Source organism: Pseudorhodoferax sp. Leaf274 (assembly GCF_001422445.1).
GTDB lineage: Bacteria > Pseudomonadota > Gammaproteobacteria > Burkholderiales > Burkholderiaceae_C > Pseudorhodoferax.
The window spans coordinates 52,162-73,487 of sequence record NZ_LMNA01000029.1; the positions used below are offsets into that span (position 1 = coordinate 52,162).

The following is a 21,326-nucleotide window of genomic DNA, read 5'->3' on the forward strand; positions in this document are numbered from 1 at the left end:
TGGTGGTGGGTGGGGTCAGGACTCGGCCGTGAAGCCGATCTGCTTGACGAGCGGACCCCAGCGCTCGAACTCTGCCTTCTGGTCGGCCGCCATCTCCTGCGGCGTGCTGCCGTGCGCCACCAGGCCCACGATGGCCAGCGCGTCGATGACGGTCTTGTCGTGCAGCGCCGTGTTGATGGCGGCATTGGCGGCGGCGATGGTGGCGGCCGGTGTCCTGGCGGGCGCGTAGAAGCCGAACCATTCCTCGGACGTCACGTCGGGGTAGCCCAGCTCGGTGAAGGTCGGCACGTCGGGCAGGTAGGGCGAGCGCTTCTTGCCCGAGGTGGCCAGCACACGCACGCGGCCGGTCTTCATGTACTGCAGGTAGTCGCCGCTGGGGTTCATGGCCGCGGCGATCTGGCCGCCGACCAGGTCGGTGATGCTGGGCACGGTGCCGCGGTAGGGCACGTGCTTGAGGTCCACGCCCGCGCGGATGCCCAGCAGCGCGCCCAGCAGGTGCGGCATGGAGCCTGCGCCCGGCGAGCCGTAGCTGGCCTTGTCGGGATTGGCCTTGGCCCATGCCAGGAAGTCCTTCAGCGTCTTCACCTCGGCCGGCACGGCCGGTCCCACGGCCAGGCCGTGGAACATGATGGCGCCGATGGAGACCTGCGTGACCTCCTCGGGCTTGTAGCTGAGCTTGGGGTAGATGTGCGGGTACACGGCCAGCGCCGAGACTGGCGCCAGCGTCAGCACCGAGCCGTCGGCCACGGCCGCCTTCAGCGATTCCACGGCAATGCGGCCGCCGGCGCCGGGCTTGTTCTCCACGTAGCCCGGGTTCTTGCTGTAGGGCGTGCCGCCCAGCTTCTCGGCCACGCGGCGGGCCACGCTGTCGCCCGCGCTGCCGGGAGGAAAGCCATACATGATCTTGACCTGGTCCAGCGCCTGGGCCAGCGCGGACAGCGGCGAGAGCGCGCCGATGGCGGCGATGCCGGACAGGGTGTGCAGGAAGTGGCGGCGGTGTTGCATGCGGTTGTCTCCTCGGGGTGGATCAGCGGGGGGCCATGCGCAGCGCGCCATCCAGACGGATGACTTCGCCGTTCAAGTGGCCGTTGGTGACGATGTGGCAGGCCAGCTCGGCGAACTCCGAGGGCTTGCCCAGGCGCGGGGGGAACGGGATGGCGGCGGCCAGCGACTGCTGCACCGGCTCGGGCAGCTCCAGCAGCAGCGGCGTGGCGAAGATGCCGGGCGCCACGGTGCACACGCGGATGCCGTGCTGCGCGAGGTCGCGCGCCATCGGCAGCGTCATGCCGACCAGCCCGCCCTTGGACGCGCTGTAGGCCTGCTGGCCGACCTGGCCGTCGAAGGCCGCGACCGAGGCCGTGAACACCATCACGCCGCGTTCGCCGCCGTCCAGCGGAGCCAGGCTGGCGCAGCGCGCCGCGAACAAGCGGCTGATGTTGTAGGTGCCGATCAGGTTGACGCCGATCACCTTGGCGAAATCGGCCAACGGCGCGGCCTTGCCGTCCTTGCCCACGATGCGCTTGGCCGAACCGATGCCGGCCACGTTCATGAGGATGCGGGCCGGGCCATGCGCGGCGGCGGCGGCATCGAGCGCGGCCTCCACGCTTTCGGTGTCGGCGATGTCGCAGGCGTGCGCGGTGCCGCCGATCTCGGCCGCGACCTGCTGCGCGCGTTCGAGGTTGCGGTCCAGCACCGCCACCCTGGCGCCCAGGCGGGCCAGTTCGCGGGCCGTGGCCTCGCCCAGGCCCGATGCGCCGCCCGTGACGAGTGCGGCCTCAGCTTCGATCTTCATGCGGTTCTCCTCAACGCGGGGTGATGGTGTGGGGCAGGGTGCCACCGTGCAGCGCCTGCACGGCGGCGTCGCGGTGCTTGAGCACGGCGCGCTGGTTGATCGAGCCCTTGTCGGTGACCTCGCCCTTGTCGATGGACGGCGGCTCGGCCACGAGCACGGCACGCGCGATGCGGTTGGCGCTGCCGGTGGCGTCGGCGGCGAGCTTGTCCAGCACATGCTGGAAATGCGCCTGCACGGCGTGGTGCGCGACCACCTCGGCCATGGGCGCGTCGGCCGGCAGCCGGGCCAGCTCGCGCACGGCCTGCGTCGGGAAGACCAGCGCGCCGACCTCCTTGAGGTTGATGCCGGTCAGCACCGCGTCCTGCACATAGGGCGCGCCGTAGGCCGTGATCTTCGCGCGCAGCGGGCCCACGCTCACGAAGGTGCCGGTGGCCAGCTTGAAGTCCTCGGCGATGCGGCCGTCGAAACGCAGGCCCAGGTGCGGGTTCTGCGGGTCGATCCACTCCACGGCGTCGCCGGTGCTGAAGAAGCCCTCCTCGTCGAAGGACTCGTGCGTGGCGTCCGGCATGCGCCAGTAGCCCGGCGTCACGTTGGGGCCGCGGTAGCGGATCTCGGTCTTGCCGTCGGTCGGCACGAGCTTGAGCTCCATGCCGGCGGCCGGCAGGCCCAGGTCGCCCGTGGCCACTTCGGGCCGCGTGATGTACAGCGCGAACGGGCCGGATTCGGTCATCCCGAGGCCGGTGCCCATCACCAGGCGTTCGCCGATCTCGGCCTCCTGGATGCGGTGCAGCTTGTCCCACACGGCCTGCGGCAGCGCCGCGCCGGCATAGAAGAACATGCGGGCGCGCGACAGCAGGCTGCGGCGCAATGCGGCATCCGTCTCCATCGCGTCGGCGATCGCCTCGAAGCCCGTGGGCACGTTGAAGTAGACCGTGGGCGCGATCTCGCGCAGGTTGCGCAGCGTCTCGGCGATGCCGCCGGGCGTGGGCTTGCCCTCGTCCACGTACAGCGTGCCGCCGTTGTCCAGCGCGATGCCCACGTTGTGGTTGCCGCCGAAGGTGTGGTTCCAGGGCAGCCAGTCCACCAGCACGGGCGGCTCGTCGCCCAGGGCGGGGATGGACTGGCGCATCTGCTGCTGGTTGGCACACCACATGCGGTGCGTGTTGATGACGGCCTTGGGGTTCTTGGTCGAGCCCGAGGTGAACAGGAACTTGGTGATGGTGCCGGGGTGGATGTGGGCCATGGCCTCGTCGACGGCGGGCGTGGGCACGGTGGCCAGCAGCGCGGCCAGCGGCGTCGTGGCGCGGTCTTCCAACTGGCCTTCGCCCAGCACCACTTCCACGTCGGCCGGCACGGTGGCGGCGATGGCGGCGCCGTAGCGCGCGTCGCTGGCGAACACCAGGCCCGGCGTCAGCGTGCCCATCACGTGGCGCAGCTTCTCGAAGTCCTTGCTGACCAGCGCATAGGGCGGCGACACGGGGCAATGCGGCACGCCCACCAGCAGGCAGCCGAAGGCCACGAGCGCGTGGTCGATGCCGTTCTCCGCCAGGATGGCCACGGGCCGTTCGGCCGAGACGCCGCGCGCCAGCAGCGCCTGGCCGATGGCGCGGGCCTTGGCCAGCATCTCGCGGTAGGAGACATGCACCCAGTCGCCGCGCCGGCCATCCGGCAGCCGGGCACGCTGGGCGATGAAGGTCCGCTCGGGCGTGGCTTCGGCCCAGTGCAGCAGCCGGTCCGTCATGCGGTGCGCATAGGGCTGCAGGGGCGCTTCGGCCTGCACGTAGCGCACGCCTTCGGCGGTCACGCGCACGCTGGCGCGGGTCACGCCGAAGGCCAGGGCGCGGTATTTGGGCAAGGCTGCGCCCTGGCTGCCGGCGGCAGCCTCGTTCGTTCTCGTCATGTCTTCCTCCGAAAAAGTGAGGGGAGTCAGTCCTTGGAGACCTTGGCGGCGCGGCCTTCCAGGAAGGCGCGCACGCGTTCCTTGGCAGCGGGTGCGTCCTGGGCGATGCCGGCCATCAGCGCTTCGGTGAACAGGCCGTGGTCGGCAGGCTGCTCGGCGATGCGGGGCAGGGCGTGCATCAACGCGTAGTTGGTCAGCGGGGCGTTGGTGGCGATGCGCCTGGCCAGCTCGATGGCCTTGGTCAGCGCCTGGCCCTGCGGCACCAGGTACTGGGCGAAGCCGGCGCGTTCGCCTTCCTCGGCCTTGTAGACGCGGCCGGTCATCATCATGTCGGTCATGCGCGCCACGCCGATCAGCTTGGGGATGCGCACCGAGCCGCCACCGCCGACAAAGATGCCGCGCGTGCCTTCGGGCAGCGCATAGAAGGTGCTCTCGTCGGCCACGCGGATGTGGCAGGCGCTGGCCAGCTCCAGCCCGCCGCCGACCACCGCGCCGTGCAGCGCCGCGATCACCGGCACGGGGCCGGACTGCACGCAGTCCAGCGCCTGGTGCCACATGCGCGAATGCAGCACGCCCTGGCCGGCATTGCGCTCCTTGAGTTCGGACAGGTCCAGCCCGGCGCAGAAGTGCTCGCCGGCACCATCGATGACCACCGCGCCCACGCCCTCGGGCAGGTTCTGGAAGGTGTCGCGCAGCGCGAGGATCAGCCCGTCGTTGAGCGCGTTGCGCTTGGCGGCGCGGTTCAGCCGCACGATGGCGATGTCGTCCTGGCGTTCGAAGGAGAGGTCGGGGTGGGTCATGATTGCGTCCTGGGAGTGGATCGATTATGGTTATGAAAAATAACCAAATCAAGGCAAAATCGACCGCCGGATTGCTGGTACTTACCCTTAGAACGGAGACCTTCGTGGACTGCACCAACCTCATCGCCATCGACACCCACACGCACGCCGAGATCAGCTGCTGGAACCCTTTCGACAACTACGGCGAGGAGTACGACCGCGCCGCCGACAAGTACTTCCGTTCCAGCCGCCGGCCGACCATCCAGGAGAGCATCGACTTCTACCGCGAGCGCAAGATCGGCTTCGTGATGTTCGGCGTCGATGCCGAGTCGCAGCTGGGCCGCCGGCGCATCCCGAACGAGGAGATCGCCGAGGCCGCGCAGAAGAACAGCGACATCATGATCGCGTTCGCCAGCATCGACCCGCACAAGGGCAAGATGGGCGCGCGCGAGGCGCGCCGGCTCGTGGAGGAGCATGGCGTGAAGGGCTTCAAGTTCCACCCCACCGTGCAGGGCTTCCACCCCTACGACAAGATGGCCTGGCCGATCTACGAGGTCATCGCCGAGCACAAGCTGCCGGCGATCTTCCACACCGGCCACAGCGGCATCGGCTCGGGCATGCGCTGCGGCGGCGGCCTGCGGCTCGAATACAGCAACCCGATGCACCTGGACGACGTGGCGATCGACTTCCCCGACATGCAGATCGTCATGGCACACCCGAGCTTCCCGTGGCAGGACGAGGCGCTGTCGGTGGCCACGCACAAGCCCAACGTCTGGATCGACCTGTCGGGCTGGAGCCCCAAGTATTTCCCGAAGCAGCTGATCCAGTACGCCAACACCATGCTCAAGGACCGCGTGCTGTTCGCCAGCGACTGGCCGCTGATCTCGCCGGACCGCTGGCTCAAGGACTCGGAGGAGGCGGGGTTCAAGCCCGAGGTGATGCCGGGGATCCTGAAGGGCAATGCGATGCGGCTGCTGGGGTTGAAGTAGCGCCTGGTGGGGGCTTCGGTGCGTGCCGGATAATTTCGGGTTGCACCTCCAACGCCACGCATGCTGTTCCTGCTGTCTCCTGCCAAGTCGCTCGACTACGAAAGCCCGGCCACGCCGGTCTCGCACACCCAGCCGTTGTTCGCCGAGCAGACGGCCGAGCTCATCGCCGTGCTGCGCGAGAAGTCGCCGCGGCAGATCGCCGACCTGATGGACCTGTCCGACCAGCTGGCTGCGCTCAACGTGGCGCGCTACCAGGCGCACAGCCCGCGCTCCACGGTCCGCAATTCGCGCCAGGCCGTGCTGGCCTTCGACGGCGATGTCTACGGCGGCCTGGACGCGCGCAACATGCCCGCGGAAGACCTGCGCTGGGCGCAGAAGCATGTGCGCATCCTGTCCGGCCTGTACGGCGTGCTGCGCCCGCTGGACCGCATGCAGCCCTACCGGCTGGAGATGGGCACGGCGCTGGCCACCGAACGCGGCAGCAACCTCTACCAGTTCTGGGGCCCGCGCCTGGCCGAGTTCCTGGACGGCGAGCTGGCCGGCAGCAAGCACCCCGTGGTCGTGAACCTGGCCTCGCAGGAGTACTTCAAGGCGGTGGACCGCAAGACCCTGCAGGCCCGGGTGGTGGAGTGCGTGTTCGAGGAATACAAGGCCGGCCACTACAAGGTCGTCAGCTTCTTCGCCAAGCGCGCGCGCGGCCTCATGGCGCGCTACGCCATCACCCACCGTATCGCCACGCCGGCCAAGCTGCGCCAGTTCGACCTGGAAGGCTATGCCTACGACGCCGATGTGTCGGAGCCGAACCGCCTGGTGTTCCGGCGCCGCGCCGGCTGAACCCTGCAAGCGAAAAAGGAGTCGCATGTCCGCCAACGCACCGACCCAGGCCATCACGCCGCAGCTGCGCCAGTGGATCGTCGAGCAGGCCCAGTCCGGCCACGCACCCGAGGCGGTGCTCAAGGCCATGCGCGATGCCGGCTGGGACGAGGGCGTGGCCGCAGAGGCCATGGAGAGCACGCTGCGCGACCACCTGGAACAGAGCGCCCAGGCGGCGGGCCTGCCGCCTGCCGCCACCGTGCCCGAGCCCGCGCTGGACGACACCCCGCTGTACCTGCAGGCCGGCGACCGCCGTGTGCATGTGCTGAGCGCCCAGCTGCAGCCGCGCATCGTGGTGTTCGGCAACCTGTTGTCCGACGAGGAATGCGAGGCGCTGATCGACCTGGCGCGCCCGCGCATGGCGCGCTCGCGTACCGTGGCCACCAAGACCGGTGGCGAGGAGATCAACGTCGACCGCACCAGCGACGGCATGTTCTTCCAGCGCGGCGAGACCGATCTCATCACGCGCATCGAGGAACGCATCGCCGTGCTGCTGCGCTGGCCGCTCGAGAACGGCGAAGGCCTGCAGATCCTGCGCTACGGCCCGGGCGCGGAGTACAAGCCGCACTACGACTACTTCGACCCCGCCGAGCCCGGCACGCCCAGCATCCTGCAGCGCGGCGGCCAGCGCGTGGGCACGCTCGTGATGTACCTGGGCGAGCCCGAGCGCGGCGGCGGCACCGTGTTCCCCGACGTGCACCTGGAGGTCGCGCCCAAGCGCGGCAACGCCGTCTTCTTCAGTTACGACCGTCCGCACCCGAGCACCCGCACCCTGCATGGCGGCTCGCCGGTGCTGGCCGGTGAAAAATGGATCGCCACCAAGTGGCTCAGAGAACGTGAATTCGCCTGACCAATCCCCGCTCGGCAAGGCCTCGCCCTATGCCGACCAGTACGACGCATCGCTGCTGTTCCCGATCGCGCGTGCCGAGAAGCGCGCCGAGATCGGTGTCGACGGCACCGGTGCAAGACCGCCCTTCTTCGGCGCCGACCTGTGGACGGCCTACGAGCTGAGCTGGCTCAACCCGCGCGGCAAGCCGCAGGTGGCGCTGGTGCAGTTCACCATCCCCTGCGAGACGCCCCACATCGTCGAGAGCAAGTCCTTCAAGCTCTACCTCGGCAGCTTCACCAACACCCGGTTCGACAGCGTGGACGCCGTGCGCGCACGCCTGCGCACCGACATCTCCGAGGCCGTCTGGCGCGGCAGCGCCACGCCTTCCACGGTGGGCGTGCGCGTGCTGCTGCCCGAGCAGTTCGACCAGCAGGCCATCCACGAGCTCGACGGCCTGAGCCTGGACCGGCTCGACCTGGAGTGCACGCAGTACCAACCCGACCCCACGCTGCTGACGGCCGCCTTCGACGAGGTGCCCGTCACCGAGGTGCTGACCTCCGGACTGCTCAAGAGCAACTGCCTGGTCACGGGCCAGCCCGACTGGGGCAGCGTGCAGATCAGCTACTCGGGGCCGCAGATCGACCAGGCGGGCCTGCTGCAGTACATCGTGAGCTTTCGCAACCACAACGAGTTCCACGAGCAGTGCGTCGAGCGCTTCTTCATGGACATCTGGCGCCGCTGCCGGCCCGTGAAGCTGACCGTGTATGCGCGCTACACCCGGCGTGGCGGGCTCGACATCAACCCCTGGCGCACCAGCCACCCGGGCGCGGCGCCGGCCAACGTGCGCACCGCGCGCCAATAGCCAGCAGGCGGTAGGCAGCAGGCAGCAGGCAGTAGCCAATGGGCCGAGCGCCGGCCCCGTCCCGGGTACGCAGCATGGCTGTGGCGCGGCAGGGGGCGCCCATCAAATGATGTAGGCCCGTGCAGGAGGCCGCATTAACATCGCCCCCGTTACGATTTCCCATCGCCTGGAGGCGATTTCTTCCTTGCCAAACGACGCCATTGGAGCGATTGCATCGGGCGATCCGGTGCTGGCGCTCCGCAGCGCCACACAGGCGCTGCATGCCCAACTCGACAGCCAGCTGCCGCTGGCCCAGCCGGCCGATGCCACCCAGTCCCTGCACCACTACCACGCACACCTGAGCGTGCTGCACGGCTGGCTGTCGGACCTGATGCCGGCGCTGCAGCGTGCCGGTTGGGGCCAGGACCTGCTGGAGCCCCTGCGCGCCGACCTGGCCGACGCCGGCCTGGCCGGCGAGCCCGCGGGCCAGGCCCGGCCGCCGGTGCAGACCGAGGCCGCCGCATGGGGCCTGGCGTACGTGGTCGAAGGCTCGCAGTTGGGCGGGCGCGTGCTGCACCAGCGCCTGCGCAGCGCCGGCGTGCGGGTGCCGCTGCGCTACCTCGAGGGCCGCGGCGCCGGCACGGCGGCGCACTGGAAGGGCTTCCTGCAGTCGCTGCGCGCCGCGCTCGTGGAGCCGGCCGACGTGGCCGCCGCCAGCGCCGCGGCGTGCTGGGCCTTCGAAGACCTGTTGGCGCGCTTTCGGCGCAGTGGGTGGATCCAGGATGCGCGTTGACGGCGCCCCGCTGGGCCTTTCCAACTGCGACCGGGAGCCCATCCACATCCCGGGCCGCATCCAGTCGCACGGCGTGCTGCTGGCGTTCGGTGCCGATGGCCACCTGTCGCACCGCAGTGCCAATGCCGCGCAGATGCTGGGCGCCGCGGCGCCCGCGCTGGGCCAGCCGCTGGCGCAGACCTGTTTCGCTGCCGACGCCGCCATGCACGGCCTGGTGCAGGAATGCCTGGCGGCCGAGCCCGCGGAATCGCAGCCGGTGGCGATCGAGGTGGAACTGGCCGGCCGGCCGTTCGAGCTGATCGGCCACCGCCTGGGCGGGCTATTGCTGCTGGAGCTGGAGCTGCTGGCCGACGAGGCCGCGCTGTTGCTGGCCGACGATGCCTTCAAGGGCCACCGCGCGCTGGTGCGCCTGAAGCGCCAGCGCACGGTGGACGACTTGCTCGCGGTGGCCGCCGAAGAGGTGCGCGCGCTGACCGGCTTCGACCGCGTGATGGCCTACCGCTTCCGCCACGACGACAGCGGCGACGTCGTCACCGAGGCACGCGACCCGGCGCTCGAACCCTTCGCAGGCCGCCGCTACCCGGCCAGCGACATCCCGGCGCAGGCACGCCGCCTGTACCTGCTCAACACGCTGCGCACCATCGTCGACGTGGGCAGCACGGCCGTGCCCATCGAAGCGCTGGACGCGGACGCGGCGCCGCTGGATCTTTCGCACAGCGTGCTGCGCAGCGTCTCGCCCGTGCACATCGAGTACCTGTCGAACATGGGCGTGGCCGCGTCCATGAGCATCTCCATCGTCGTGCAGGGCAGGCTCTGGGGCATGCTGGCCTGCCACCACATGCAGCCGCGCCACGTGCCCTACCGCGTGCGCAGCGCCTGCGACGTGCTGGCCCATGTGCTGGCGGCCGACGTGCAGACCGCGCTGGCGCGCGCCAGTGCCGCCCGTCTGGCCGCTGCCGCGGGTGCCCGCGCGCGCGCCATCGAGACGCTGCTGCACGCCGAGGACGGCGTGCAGGCCCTGGTACGCGAAGCCGACGCGCTGACCGGCATGTTCGAGGCCCACGGCCTGGTGCTGGCCGAGCGCGGCCGCGTGCTGGCGGCTACCGGTGTCTCCGTGGAGGCGGCGCGCGAGCTGTTGCCTTTCCTGGCCGCGCAGTTGCCGCTGCAGGGCGGGATGTGGCTGTGCGACAGCCTGGACGGCATGCCGCCCGCGCTGCGCGAGGCCCTGGGCAGCTGGTGCGGCCTCCTGGCGCTGCGCTTTTCCGATGCCGCCGACGGCTGGCTCGTGCTGCTGCGCAAGGAGCAGGTCGAGACCATCGCCTGGGGCGGCCGGCCCGACAAGGAATACAGCCATGGCCCGCTGGGGCCGCGGCTCACGCCGCGGGGCAGCTTCGACGTCTGGAAGGAAACCGTGCGCGGCCGCTGCGTGCCCTGGAGCGAGACCGATCTGGAGATCGCGCGGCCGCTGCTGAGCGAACTGGCGCGCGCCAGCGCGGCGCGTGGCGCCGACCTGGACCGCGCGCGCAGCCACCTGCTGGCGCTGCTGAGCGCGGGCGTCGATGGCGACGTGCCCCAGCCCGTGGACCCCGACCCGGCCGGCGGCCGCATGCAGCGCCTGGTGGCCCAGGTGCTCGATGCAGCGCGCGTGCGCGGCGGCACCGGCCTGGATCTGCCGCTGGCGCCCGTGGACCTCGCGCAGCTGCTGCATGCCGTGGTCGACGAGACGCAGGCCGCGCAGCCGGCGCAGCGCTTCATCCGCGAGGTGCCGCGCAGCCTGCTGCTGAACGGACATGCCGCGCGCCTGCGCCAGCTGCTGGCCTGCCTGGTCGGCAATGCCGCGCGCCATGGCACGCCGGACGAAGCGGTGGTGGTGCAGTTGCGCCACGAGGGCGGCGCCGTCGTGCTGGACGTCAGCAACGTGGGGCCCGAGATCGCGGCCCCCGTGCTGGCCGCGCTGTTCGACCCCTTCCATCCGGGCGCTGCCGGCCTGGGGTCCAGCGCGGACGGCCTGCGGCTGGGCCTGTACATCGCGCGCCAGATCGCGCGTGCGCACGGCGGCGAACTCGAACACGCCTACGCCGAGCCCTACGTGGTCTTCACGCTCAGGCTGCCGGCATAGGCTGGCGGCGGTCGGCGCGGGCTCAGTTCGGGCCGGTGAACGACTTGGTGCTGTACAGGCCGTGCGGCAGGCGAGCCAGCACCGGCAGGCCGGTCGCCGTGTCCTTGGGCAGGCCTTCGATGTAGCTGAAGAACACATCGGCGTCGAGCACGCCGATGTCCAGGCGGCGCGCGGCCGGCACGGCGGCCAACGTCTTGTAGCCGTCGCCGCCTGTCGCGTTGAAGCTCAGCACGAACAGCCGGTAGCTCTTGCCCACGTCCAGCGCCACCCAGTTGCCGGTGGCCTGGTCGCGCACCTCGATGCCGGTCACGCGGTTGCCGAATGCCGCGGTGGCGTTCACGTCGAAGCGCATGCCGCCCGTGTAGGGGTAGGGGCCGGTCGATCCACCCGTGCCGTAGACCGCCTCCAGGCCGTCTTCGAGCATGCCCTTGACCTCCTGGCCCGTCACGTCGAGGCGGAACAGCATGTTGCCGAACGGCAGCACCTGGATCGCCTGCGCCGCCGTCACCGTGTCCAGCAGCGGGACGCGCACGCCGCCGCCGCTTTGCAGCGTGATGTCGGCGCCGCCATAGTTCCTGTTCGCGACCTCCAGGTAGGCCTGGGCCACCAGCTGTTGGATGTCGCCGCCGCGCACGCCCACGCTGCCCTCGGCGGTGCAGGCCGCGCTGGAGCGGCTGTAGTCGGGCGAGCCCGGGCCGCCCGGCACGCGGCGCGAGCACAGTTCCTGCGGCGCCACCGCCACCCGGGTCTGGTTGAACACTGCCACCTTGTCCTTGAACGGCTGCAGCACGGCCGTGGCCGCGGCCTGGGGCGCCGTCACGCGCAGGAAGCCGGTGGCCGCCACGCTGGCGGCGATCGCCGTGCGCTGGGCCGCGGTGGCATCGGCGCTGCCCAGCTTGTAGTTGTCGCCGATCAGCACGTGCGGTGTGCCGTTGCAGGCGGTGACCTCGCCCTTGGCGTCGAAGCTGACCTTGAGCTCGCCGACCACCTGCGCGTACTCCCAGGCCTGGACCAGGCAGACGTTCTTGCCGTCCTTGTCGGCCAGCCGCGTGGGGTAGGCGCCGCCCGGCGTGCCCACGCCGGTGGTGCCCAGCGGGTCCGGGCCCAGCAGCGTGTGCGAATCGCCGCCCACCACCACGTCCACGCCCGACAGCTTGGCGATGACCTGCTGGTCGTACTGGTAGCCGATGTGGCTCATCACGATGATCTTGTCGATGCCTTGCGCGCGCAGCCTGTCGATCTCGCGCTGCGCGGCCACGGCCTCGTCCTCGAAAGTCGTGTCCGCGTCGGGGCTGGACGATGCCTTGGTCTTGCCGGCGATCGTCAGGCCGACGATGCCGATCTTCTGGCCGCCGCGCTCGACCACCGTGGACGCGTTGACCAGGCCCGGCGCGCGGCTCGCGTTCAGTGCCGAGTTGGCGCCGAACCGCACGTTGGCGCTCAGCACCGGCGTCTTGCAACTGCCCGCGTGCAGGCGGTCGATGAAGCCCTTGAGCCCGCTGTCGCCTTTGTCGAACTCGTGGTTGCCCAGCGTGAAGGCATCGAAGCACACCGTGTTCATCATGGCGGCGTCGGCCTCGCCGTCGGCGCCTGCGCGGTTGAAGTAGAGCGTGCCCGTCAGGGCATCGCCGGCGTGCAGCTTGAGCACGTTGGGCGACTGCGCCGCCAGTTCCGCGATGGCGGCCGTCACGCGCGGAAAGCCACCGGCGTCCACGGTCACGGCCTGCGGTGCGGCACCGCCGGCCGAGAGCTGCAGCGTCTTGCTCTTGCTCTCCAGCGTGGAATGGTGGTCGTTGATGTGCAGGATGGTCAGGTCCATCGGCTTGCCGTCGTCATCGGACCCGCCGCAGCCTGCCAACACGCCCGCCACTGCCGAGGCCACCATCGCTTTTCGCCACATCGTCATCGCCACTCCAGATCGTTCGGAAAGAGGAAAGCCGTCATGTTCGTGAGCGCCGGTGACATGGGCGTGAAAGGCCCGGCGGTATAAACCGGCGATGTCCGTTCTTCCCGATCCGATCCCGCGGCTTCAGGCCGCCGCCCAAGCCCTGCAGACGCCGTGCGGCGATGGCCACATCCAGTGGCACCGCTGGGGCCCTGCCGATGCCGGTGCCGCCGGTCCCGTGGTGCTGCTGCACGGAGGCAGCGGCAGCTGGATGCACTGGGTGCGCAACATCGACGCGCTGGTCGCCTCGGGCCGCCAGGTGCTGGTGCCCGACCTGCCGGGCTTCGGCGACTCCGCGCGCCCGCCGGGCGGCGGCGATGCCGACGACGTGGCACCTGCTCTGGAGCAGGGCCTGGCCGAACTGTTGGGCGCCCAGCGCTGCGACCTGGTCGGCTTCTCGTTCGGCGGCCTCACGGCCGGCCTGCTCGCGGCGGCGCATCCGGCGCGCGCGGCGCGGCTGGTGCTGGTCGGCGCGCCCGCCATGGGCGTGTCCGATGCCGGCGCCATCGTGCTGCGCGGCTGGCGCCACCTGGACGATGACGCCGCACGCGCGGCCGTGCACCGCCACAACCTCGCGGTGCTGATGCTGTACCGGCCCGAGGCCATCGACGCGCTCGCGCTGGCCCTGCACACCGCCAACGTGGTGCGCGACCGCATGCAGCGGCGCCGGCTGGCGCGCACCGAGGCGCTCAAGGACGCGCTGCAACAGGTGCGCTGCCCGGTCTGGGCGATCTACGGTCGCGAGGACGTGCTCTACAGCGGCCGCATGGACCGGCTGGCCGAGGCGTTTGCGCGGGGCCCGCGGTTCCAGGGGCTGACGCTGGTCGACGATGCGGGGCACTGGGTGCAGTACGAGCGGCCCGCGGCGTTCGATGCCGCGTTGGCGCAGGTGCTGCGGGCTTGAGGCGGCGCGTGGCGCACCGCTGGCCTTCGCTCAGCGGCGTGTGCTGCCGTAGGCCGGATCGCGGTGCTGGTGTCTGATGACCAGAATCCGCACGCCCGCGTCGGCCTCGCGGTAGATCAGGGAATAGGGAAACCCATGCATCGGAAACCAGCGTCGTTCTTCGCTGGTGGGCGTTCCCAGGCCCGGCTCGCGGGCCAGAAGCAGGGCCACCCTGTCGAATTCGGCCAGGAAGCGCAGTGCAACGCCGCGTCCAGCCTCATGCCGGTAGAAGCGGGCGGCCTCGGCCAAGTCCTGCCCCGCTGCGCGATGCAGCGTGAAGCTCACTTCAATTCTTCGCGCAGCTGCGCCGTGAACGCGAGCCCATCGACTTCGGCGGCTGTTCCGTCGGAGATCTCGGCGTCGCGGCTGGCGGCAATGGCATCCCAGGCGCGATCGCGGTCGGCGTCCGCATCCAGGCTGGCAACCACCCGGTCGAGCAGGCGTGCGCGTTCGGCGGTCGGCAAACGCAGGAGTTCTGTCTCCAGGGATTCGAGCGGAATGGACATGGCGTGATGAGGCGCGGTGGCGGGTGGGTCAAGCTTGCCACAGATGGCATGTGCACGGTGCAGGGCAGGGCAAGCGCAAGGGCGGCTTACCATCGGTTGCAAGAGAAGGAAGGAACGCTGCCATGCTGAAACCCTTGATCCTGGCATGTGTGCTGTTGTCCTGGGGAGCCCAGGCCAGCGCCCAATCCCTGCGCTGCGGCCGCGACTTCGCCCAGATCGGCGAGACCAAGTTCGTGATCGAGTCCAAGTGCGGCGCCCCGGCCGCCAAGGACAGCTTCTGCAAGCCGATCGGCATCGCGCCCAGCACCATCGGCCGGCCACCGCACGTGGCCTGCGACATGGTCGAGGAGTGGACCTACAAGCCCGGCATCGGCCAGTTCATCACCATCCTGCAGTTCCGCGAAGGGGAACTGCGCGAGATGAAGTACGGGCCGCGGCAGTAGGCCATCAGCCCGGCGCCGCGCTCCGGATGTACTCGATGTAGCCGGCGCGGTAGGGCGCGCAGGCGGCCTGCAGCTTGCCGTCCACCTCGGCGCCGACGCGCTCGCCGGTCCACAGGTGCGGCGCGACGGAGCCGTCGCTGGCGATCTGCAGCATGCCGATGTTGGTGTGCGTCATCTGGCCATCCTCGGCCACCACACCCTGCTGCAGGCACACGCCGATGGGCACGCCGGGCTTGCTGCTGGGCGGCACGATGGCCACGGCCGACAGCTGGCCGGCGATGGGCCGCTCGGGCACCACGACGGTGCGGATGCCTTCGCGCGGCTGGGCCAGGGTCTTTTGCAGCGCGGCGACCAGCGCCTTGGCGCGTTCCTGCGCCGCGGTGCCGCCGGCGATGCGCTGCATCTCCTTGGCCAGTTCCTGCGGGTAGCGCTGCGCGGCAGGCGGCGACAGCAGCGGATGGGGGCTCTGGGCTTGCGCCAGCGGTGCGTGCAGCGCGAAGACCGCTGCGCAAGCCAGCAGGGCCGTGCGGTGGCGTGCGTGCATGGTCAGTCCGCCGCCAGCAGTTGCGCGGTGGTCAGCACCTGCCCGCAGGTGGCCGCCACCCACTGCAGCGCCATGTCGTGCTTCTCGCGCGAGAAATCGGCCAGCGCGTCTGCCACGAAGAACGGCTCGATGTCGCGCTGGAAGGCTTCGCCGGCCGTGCACAGGCAGCCGATGTGGGCGTAGACGCCCGTGATGACGAGCTGGTCGCGGCCGCGCACGCGCATCAGCGTCTCCAGGTTGCTGCGCTGGAAGGCGCTGTAGCGGTGCTTGGTCAGCACGTGGTCGCCGGCCTGCGGCGCCAGCGCTGCCACGATCCGTTCGTGCTCCGGCAGGGCGCGCATGCCGGGGCCCCACAGCTCGGCCTGCAGTCCGCGGTCACGCCGGTCCTGGTTGCCGTGCTGGGCCGTGTAGAACACCGGCACGCCGGCCTGGCGGGCCCAGGCCAGCAGCTGCGCAAGATGGGCCACGGCAGTCTGCAGCGGCTCGGCCGCGGGCGGGAAGGCGGCGAGGAAGTAGTCCTGCATGTCGTGCACGAGCAGCGCGGCGCGCGAGGCGTCCAGGCGCCAGGGCGCGCGCGACGGCGGCAGTTCATCGGCGCGCGGCAGCGCGTAGGCAGGGATGCTGGGCAGGCGGCGTGGGGTGTCGGTCATAGGTCCGGTGACAGGAGCGCGGGGTCGATGCCGAGCGCGTTGAGCATGGCATTGAATTTTGCGCGCGTCTCGGCGGCCTCCAGCGCGGGTGCGGAGTCGGCGACGATGCCGGCGCCGGCGAACAGGCGGGCCTCGTGGCCCTGCACGTGCGCGCAGCGCAGCGCCACATGCCACGCGCCGTCGCCGGCCGCATCGCACCAGCCGACGGCGCCGGCGTAGAAGCCGCGCGGCACGGGTTCCAGCTGGGCGATGAGCGCGGCGGCCGCGGCGCGCGGCGTGCCGCAGACGGCCGGCGTGGGGTGCAGCAGCGCAGCCAGTGCGGCGCTGGAAGACTGCGGCAGGCCGCCGGGCGAGGCGTCCTTGAGCTCGCCCTCGATGCGCGTGCCCAGGTGCCACATGCTGGCCGTGGCGTGCAGCGCGGGCGTGGCCGGCACGCGCAGCTGGCGGCACAGCGGCGCGAGCAGGTCGGCGATGGCCTGCACCACGTAGCGGTGCTCGCCCAGGTCCTTGGCCGAGCGGCGCAAGGCCTCGGCGCGGGCTTCGCTGGCGGCCAGGTCCGGGCCGCGCGCAGCGGAGCCGGCCAGCGGCTCGCTCGCGATGGCCGCGCCGCGGCGCGACAGCAGCAGCTCGGGCGTGGCGCCGACCAGCCAGGCCGGCGCGGCATCGGCGGTCTGCAGGGGCAGCACGTAGCGCAGCACGCCCGGGTCGCCGGCCAGGCGCCGCGCCAGCCACCAGGGGTCGATGGGCGTAGCGCTGCGCGCGCGCAGCGTGCGGGCCAGCACCACCTTGTGCAGGCCCGTGCCGCCAGGGGCCGCGCCCTGCAGGCGTTGCACGGCCCTGGCCACGGCGTCCGCGTAGCCGGCGCGCCCGGGCTCGGCCTGCAGCGACCAGCCTTGCGGCGCCTGGGCCTGGCCGGCCATGCAGTGCAGCCAGGCGGCGGCGGTGCCGGCGTCGCGCACGCGGCGCGGCGCCAGCAGGTGCGCGGGCGCGCTGCGGTCGAATGGCAGGGCGCCGACCAGCCTGGCATCGGCTGCGGCGCCCGCGAAGTGCTGTGCGACCGCGCTGCCCAGCTGCGCCGCCGGCACGGCCAGCTGCGCCTGCAGGCCTTCGCTGAGCAGGCCGCCTTCGCGCGACAGCAGCAGCATGCGCGTGCCGCCATCGGCGGCCTGCTGCGCAGGCCGGGCAAGGTCCTCGCGCATCATGCCTGCATGTCCGCCTGCGCCATCCTGGCGGCCAGCAGCGGTGCGATCGATGCGGTGGCCTCGGCGCCCGTCATCTGCGCGTGCAGCAGCGGCACTTCCAGGGTGTCCACGCGCCCGGCGTAAGCGCTCCAGCGCGCGGCCTGCAGCTGGGGCTTGCCGGCATGGTCGCGCGCGGCGCGCACATGGGTCAGCGTGCCGGCCATGCGCTGGTGGCGGTGCTGGCGGATCAGGCGGTTGGTATCGGTCACCACGCGCACCACGCCTTCGAGCGCGGCCGCGGGCAGGTTGCCCAGCGCGGTGTCGCCCGCGCGCAGGAAGTCCACCACCTTGTCGCGCGTGTCCAGGTCGGGGTGGCCTTCGGGGTCGTGGCCGGCGATGGCCAGCAGCGCCCGCAGGGCCTGCAGCGGCGTGGGCTCGGGCTCGTCGCGCCAGCAGTCGGCCGGGTAGGCGTCCAGCAGTGCGACCAGGCCGACCTGGCGCCCCATCTGCTGCAGGGCCACGGCCATGGCCTGCGCGATGATGCCGCCCACCGACCAGCCGGCCAGGTGGATGGGTCCCAGCGGCTGCAGCGCGGCCACGCGCGCGGCGTAGTCCTGGGCCAGCGCTTCGATGCCGCCCGGCAGCGGATGCTCGGGCGCCAAGGCCGGCGATTGCAGGCCCCAGACGCTGCGCGAGGGGGCCATCCGGCTCACCGCGCGCGCCAGCAGCCGGTAGCCCCAGGCGATGCCGCCGGCCGGGTGCACGACGAACAGCGGGGCCTGTCCCGCATCGCCGGCGGCCAACCGGATCAGCGGTTTGAGCCCGTTGTCGAAGCGCACCGCCTCGCCGTCGATGGCGGCGGCCAGCGCGGCCACGGTGGGTGTCTCGAACAGCGAGCCCAGGCCCGGGTTGCGGTGCCAGCGCTCCTCGATCTGCAGCAGCAGCTGCACGGCCGAGAGCGAGTCGCCGCCCAGGCTGAAGAAATCGGCGTCGGCGCCCACCGCGGTGCCGGCCGGCAGGCGCAGCAACTCGGCGAACAGTGCGGCGACGGCCACCTCGGTGGCGGTCTGCGGCGCCCGGCCGGCCGCGGCGCCGTCGGCGAAGCGCGGCGCCGGCAGGGCCTGGCGGTCCAGCTTGCCGTTGGATGTGACGGGCCAGTCGGACAGCGGCACGATGGCCGCGGGCAGCATGTAGTCGGGCACGCGCGCGGCCAGGCGCTCGCGCAGTTCCCCGGCCGAAGCCGCGGCACCGTCGCTGCTCAGCTGAACGTAGGCCACCAGGCGCCGTTCTCCATCCTGGCCACCCGTGTCCTCGCGCAGCATGACCTCGGCGCGCGCCACCAGGCCGGTGCCGTGCAGCGCCGCCTCGATCTCGCCGAGCTCGATGCGCAGGCCGCGCAGCTTGACCTGGTGGTCGCTGCGCCCGAGGAAGACGACGGCGCCGTCCTCGGCGCGCCAGCGCGCGAGATCGCCCGTCCGGTAGAGGCGTTCGCCCGCGCGGTGCGGATCGGGCAGGAAGCGCTCGGACGTGAGGTCGTCGCGCCCCAGGTAGCCGCGCGCGAGCTGCACGCCGCCCAGGTACAGGTCGCCGGCCACGCCCGGGGGCAGCGGGCGCATGCGGGCGTCCAGCACGTAGAGCCGCGTGTTCCAGACCGGCAGGCCGATCGGCACGGGCCGGCTGCGGTCGTCGGCCAAGGCCGGCCACCAGCTCACATCGACGGCGGCCTCGGTCGGGCCGTACAGGTTGTGCAACTCGGCCGTGAGCGTGGCGTGCAGCCGGTCGCGCAGCGGGGCGGGCAATTCTTCGCCGCTGCAGAAGATGCGCTGCACCACGAGGCCGCGCGCGGCCGGGTGCGCGAGGAAGGCGGCCAGCATGGACGGCACGAAGTGGCAGGTGGTGATGCGCTGCCCACGGATGATCTGTGCGAGCGCGGCCGGGTCGCGGTGCGCCCCGGGCGGCGCGATGACCAGCGTGCAGCCCGTCACGAGCGGCAGGAAGAACTCCCAGACCGAGACGTCGAAGGTGGCAGGCGTCTTCTGCAGGATGCGGTCGTCGGGCGTGAAGCCGTAGTGCTGGCGCATCCATTCGAGCCGGTTGACGATGGCCTGGTGCGCGATCAGCACGCCCTTGGGCTCGCCGGTGGAGCCCGAGGTGTAGATCACGTAGGCGGCGTCCACGGGGGCGGGCGGCGCGTCCAGCATGGCATCCGTCTGCTGCGGCCAGTCGGCCGTGCGCAGGCGTGTGAGCGTGGGTGGCAGGCGCGCCGCGTCCTCGGCACGCACGAGCGCGCAGACGGGCCTGGACAGGCCGACCACGCGCGCGAGACGCTCGGGCGGGTGCGACAGGTCCAGCGGCAGGTAGGCGCCGCCCGCGCGCAGCACGGCCACGAGCGCGACCACCAGCTCCAGCGAGCGCGGCAACGCCACGGCCACCAGCCGGTCCGGCCCCACGCCACGCGCGCGCAGCGTGCAGGCCAGTGCACGCGAGCGCTGCTCCAGCTCGGCATAGGTCAGCGCCTGGCCTTCGAACTCCAGCGCGGTGGCTTCGGGCCGCTCCGCCATCTGTTTCGCCATCTGCGCCTCGATCAGCGCGGCCAGCGTGGTGGCCGGCACGGCATGCTCGGTGGCGTTCAGCGCGAACAGGTGGCGCTGCGCCTCGGCGGGGCTGGCCAGCGGCATGTCGTCCACCGCATGGGCCGTGAGCGCGCTGCGCAGGAACTCGGGCAGCCGCGCCAGGTGGCCGGCCACGCTGGCTTCGCTGTAGAGCGCGGGGTTGGCCTCGATCTCCAGCGCCAGCTGCTGCACGCCGTCGCCGCGCCAGCCGATGGTCAGGTCGTCGATGGGCCCCGTGCCCAGGATCTCCAGCCGCGTCGAGAGGCCGGGCAATGCCAGCGGCTTGTAGAAGGGCTGCACGTTGATGAGCGCGGCATGCAGCCGGCGCTGGCCGCCCAGCAGGTTCAGGTCGCGGCGCAACTGCTCGCTGCGGTAGCGGCCATGGCGGCGCGCGCGGCTCTGCGCACGCACCAGCTGCTCCGTGAAGTCCGCGAGCGGCTGGCCCGGCGTGGCGCGCACTGCCAGCGGCAGCACGTTCATGGTGGTGGCGCTGGCGCGCGATGCCGCGCTGCCGAGCCGGCCCATGAACGGGATGCCCAGCACGGTGGATTCGGCCGTGGCCATGCGCAGGCAGTACAGCGCGGTCCAGGCGGTCAGCAGGTCGGGCCAGCTGGTGTCCAGCGCCTGGGCCTTGGCCAGCAGCGAGGCCCGCAGGTCCGCGGGCAGCGGCGCGCTCTGGCGGTGGCAGGTGTGGGAGGCATGGGCTCTTCCTGTCGCCAGGCCGGCCACCTCGGGCACGGGCGTCAAGGCATCGCGCCAGTGGGCGGCGTCCTGCGCGCGCTTGGGCGAGTTGCGGTAGGCCGCGTCTTCGGCGACCAGTTGCGCGAACGGGGCGAGCGGCTGGCGCGCGGGCGCACAGGCCACGCGCTCGGTGTACAGCTCGGCCAGGCGCTGGCTCCACAGCGCCATGCCGTAGCCGTCGCTGGCCAGGTGGTGGGCGCGCTGGTACCAGCAGTGGCGCGCGGGGCCGAGGCGGTACAGGCGCTGGACCGCGAGCGCGTCGCGCGTGGGCTCCAGAGGCGTCTGCATGTCCGCGCCCATCGCGGCCAGCGCGCGCTCGGCCGCGTCGGTGTGGGCCGAGAGATCGATGGTCTGCAGGGCCGGTCGGCGGGCTGGATCGATCCACTGCTGTGGGCCGTCGGGCGTGTCGCGCAGTGCCAGGCACAGCGACTCGCATTCGGCAGCGGCCTGCTCGGCGGCGGCCGTGAACGCTGCCACGTCGAGCGGCCCGTCGATCCACAGCGCGTGGCCGCAGTTGAAGGCCGGGTTGGCCGGGTCGAGCTGCTGCGCGTACCACAGGCCGTTCTGCGCTTCGGTCAGCGGCCAGTGCGCGGCGTCGCGCGGTTCAGCCGTCATGCCTGCCGCTGCTGGACCAATCTCCACCAGCCATTCAGCGTCGTCTCTGCGCCGATCTCCGACATGTCCAGCTGCAGGCCGCCTTCGTTCCAGGCCAGCACCAGGTTGAGCAGCCGCATGGAGTCCAGGCCCCAGTCCATGAGGTTGTCGTCCAGGCCGATGTCGGCGGGGTCTTCGCGCAGCATGCGGGCCACGTCGGCGTGCATGCGTTCCAGGGTCAGGGTGCTCATG

At 71.7% G+C, this 21,326-nt stretch carries 20 protein-coding genes; 8 read left to right on the forward strand and 12 right to left on the reverse strand.

Annotation, left to right across the window (positions count from 1 at the left end; all coding sequences use genetic code 11):
- Positions 1 to 15: 15 nt before the first annotated feature.
- From ASF44_RS25700 to ASF44_RS25715, 4 genes are read right to left on the reverse strand one after another with little or no spacing between them, the layout of a single operon-like run.
- Positions 16 to 1,005 (reverse strand): tripartite tricarboxylate transporter substrate-binding protein, encoded by a 990-nt coding sequence (locus ASF44_RS25700; protein ID WP_056902121.1) that lies wholly within the window; start codon positions 1,003 to 1,005, stop codon positions 16 to 18.
- Between the two features lie 22 nt (positions 1,006 to 1,027).
- Positions 1,028 to 1,792: an SDR family NAD(P)-dependent oxidoreductase gene (locus ASF44_RS25705; RefSeq protein WP_056902122.1), complete on the reverse strand. Its 765-nt coding sequence runs from the start codon at positions 1,790 to 1,792 to the stop codon at positions 1,028 to 1,030.
- Between the two features lie 10 nt (positions 1,793 to 1,802).
- On the reverse strand, positions 1,803 to 3,692 hold the full coding sequence (locus ASF44_RS25710) for a feruloyl-CoA synthase (RefSeq protein ID WP_056902123.1): 1,890 nt from the start codon (positions 3,690 to 3,692) through the stop codon (positions 1,803 to 1,805).
- Between the two features lie 26 nt (positions 3,693 to 3,718).
- Positions 3,719 to 4,492: a crotonase/enoyl-CoA hydratase family protein gene (locus tag ASF44_RS25715; protein WP_056902124.1), complete on the reverse strand. Its 774-nt coding sequence runs from the start codon at positions 4,490 to 4,492 to the stop codon at positions 3,719 to 3,721.
- Between the two features lie 104 nt (positions 4,493 to 4,596).
- Here ASF44_RS25715 and ASF44_RS25720 point away from each other — a divergent pair, with 104 nt between their 5' ends.
- From ASF44_RS25720 to ASF44_RS25745, 6 genes are all read left to right on the forward strand, one after another.
- Positions 4,597 to 5,460 (forward strand): amidohydrolase family protein, encoded by an 864-nt coding sequence (locus ASF44_RS25720; RefSeq protein WP_056902125.1) that lies wholly within the window; start codon positions 4,597 to 4,599, stop codon positions 5,458 to 5,460.
- A 60-nt stretch (positions 5,461 to 5,520) separates the two neighbouring features.
- The gene (gene yaaA / locus ASF44_RS25725; protein ID WP_056902126.1) at positions 5,521 to 6,294 is read left to right on the forward strand and encodes a peroxide stress protein YaaA; all 774 of its coding nucleotides are present in this window, start codon (positions 5,521 to 5,523) and stop codon (positions 6,292 to 6,294) included.
- A gap of 25 nt (positions 6,295 to 6,319) precedes the next feature.
- Positions 6,320 to 7,183 carry a 2OG-Fe(II) oxygenase gene (locus tag ASF44_RS25730; protein WP_056902127.1) on the forward strand — a complete coding sequence of 288 codons (864 nt, stop codon included), beginning with the start codon at positions 6,320 to 6,322 and terminating at the stop codon, positions 7,181 to 7,183.
- Entirely contained in the window at positions 7,170 to 8,024 is an 855-nt protein-coding gene (gene queF / locus ASF44_RS25735) for an NADPH-dependent 7-cyano-7-deazaguanine reductase QueF (protein WP_056902128.1), read from the forward strand. The genes ASF44_RS25730 and queF overlap by 14 nt, the downstream gene beginning before the upstream one ends.
- A gap of 184 nt (positions 8,025 to 8,208) precedes the next feature.
- A complete protein-coding gene (locus ASF44_RS25740; protein ID WP_156374705.1) occupies positions 8,209 to 8,796 on the forward strand; it encodes a biliverdin-producing heme oxygenase in 588 nt (195 codons plus the stop codon).
- Entirely contained in the window at positions 8,786 to 10,915 is a 2,130-nt protein-coding gene (locus tag ASF44_RS25745; protein ID WP_056902130.1) for a GAF domain-containing protein, read from the forward strand. Before ASF44_RS25740 ends, ASF44_RS25745 begins: the two co-directional genes overlap by 11 nt.
- A gap of 22 nt (positions 10,916 to 10,937) precedes the next feature.
- Here the strand turns inward: ASF44_RS25745 and ASF44_RS25750 are convergent, their stop codons facing one another.
- A complete protein-coding gene (locus ASF44_RS25750) occupies positions 10,938 to 12,821 on the reverse strand; it encodes a bifunctional UDP-sugar hydrolase/5'-nucleotidase (RefSeq protein ID WP_056902131.1) in 1,884 nt (627 codons plus the stop codon).
- A 91-nt stretch (positions 12,822 to 12,912) separates the two neighbouring features.
- Between ASF44_RS25750 and ASF44_RS25755 the strand changes: the two genes are divergently transcribed.
- A complete protein-coding gene (locus ASF44_RS25755) occupies positions 12,913 to 13,764 on the forward strand; it encodes an alpha/beta fold hydrolase (protein WP_056902132.1) in 852 nt (283 codons plus the stop codon).
- 30 nt (positions 13,765 to 13,794) lie between these two features.
- On the opposite strand, the gene ASF44_RS25760 is transcribed toward ASF44_RS25755, so the two are convergent.
- Positions 13,795 to 14,088 carry a type II toxin-antitoxin system RelE/ParE family toxin gene (locus ASF44_RS25760; protein WP_056902133.1) on the reverse strand — a complete coding sequence of 98 codons (294 nt, stop codon included), beginning with the start codon at positions 14,086 to 14,088 and terminating at the stop codon, positions 13,795 to 13,797.
- Entirely contained in the window at positions 14,085 to 14,309 is a 225-nt protein-coding gene (locus ASF44_RS25765; protein WP_056902134.1) for an addiction module protein, read from the reverse strand. Before ASF44_RS25765 ends, ASF44_RS25760 begins: the two co-directional genes overlap by 4 nt.
- 122 nt (positions 14,310 to 14,431) lie before the next feature.
- On the opposite strand from ASF44_RS25765, the gene ASF44_RS25770 reads away from it, so the two are divergent.
- The gene (locus ASF44_RS25770; protein ID WP_056902135.1) at positions 14,432 to 14,752 is read left to right on the forward strand and encodes a DUF2845 domain-containing protein; all 321 of its coding nucleotides are present in this window, start codon (positions 14,432 to 14,434) and stop codon (positions 14,750 to 14,752) included.
- Positions 14,753 to 14,756: 4 nt separating this feature from the next.
- On the opposite strand, the gene ASF44_RS25775 is transcribed toward ASF44_RS25770, so the two are convergent.
- From ASF44_RS25775 to ASF44_RS25795, 5 genes are read right to left on the reverse strand one after another with little or no spacing between them, the layout of a single operon-like run.
- The gene (locus ASF44_RS25775) at positions 14,757 to 15,296 is read right to left on the reverse strand and encodes a hypothetical protein (RefSeq protein ID WP_056902136.1); all 540 of its coding nucleotides are present in this window, start codon (positions 15,294 to 15,296) and stop codon (positions 14,757 to 14,759) included.
- A gap of 2 nt (positions 15,297 to 15,298) precedes the next feature.
- On the reverse strand, positions 15,299 to 15,946 hold the full coding sequence (locus ASF44_RS25780; protein WP_056902137.1) for an isochorismatase family protein: 648 nt from the start codon (positions 15,944 to 15,946) through the stop codon (positions 15,299 to 15,301).
- Positions 15,943 to 17,145: an isochorismate synthase MenF gene (locus ASF44_RS25785; protein WP_082525045.1), complete on the reverse strand. Its 1,203-nt coding sequence runs from the start codon at positions 17,143 to 17,145 to the stop codon at positions 15,943 to 15,945. Before ASF44_RS25785 ends, ASF44_RS25780 begins: the two co-directional genes overlap by 4 nt.
- Positions 17,145 to 21,095 (reverse strand): non-ribosomal peptide synthetase, encoded by a 3,951-nt coding sequence (locus ASF44_RS25790; RefSeq protein ID WP_056902139.1) that lies wholly within the window; start codon positions 21,093 to 21,095, stop codon positions 17,145 to 17,147. The genes ASF44_RS25785 and ASF44_RS25790 overlap by 1 nt, the downstream gene beginning before the upstream one ends.
- Complete coding sequence (locus ASF44_RS25795) at positions 21,092 to 21,325, reverse strand: phosphopantetheine-binding protein (RefSeq protein WP_056902140.1); 234 nt, start codon at positions 21,323 to 21,325, stop codon at positions 21,092 to 21,094. Before ASF44_RS25795 ends, ASF44_RS25790 begins: the two co-directional genes overlap by 4 nt.
- Position 21,326 lies beyond the last annotated feature (1 nt).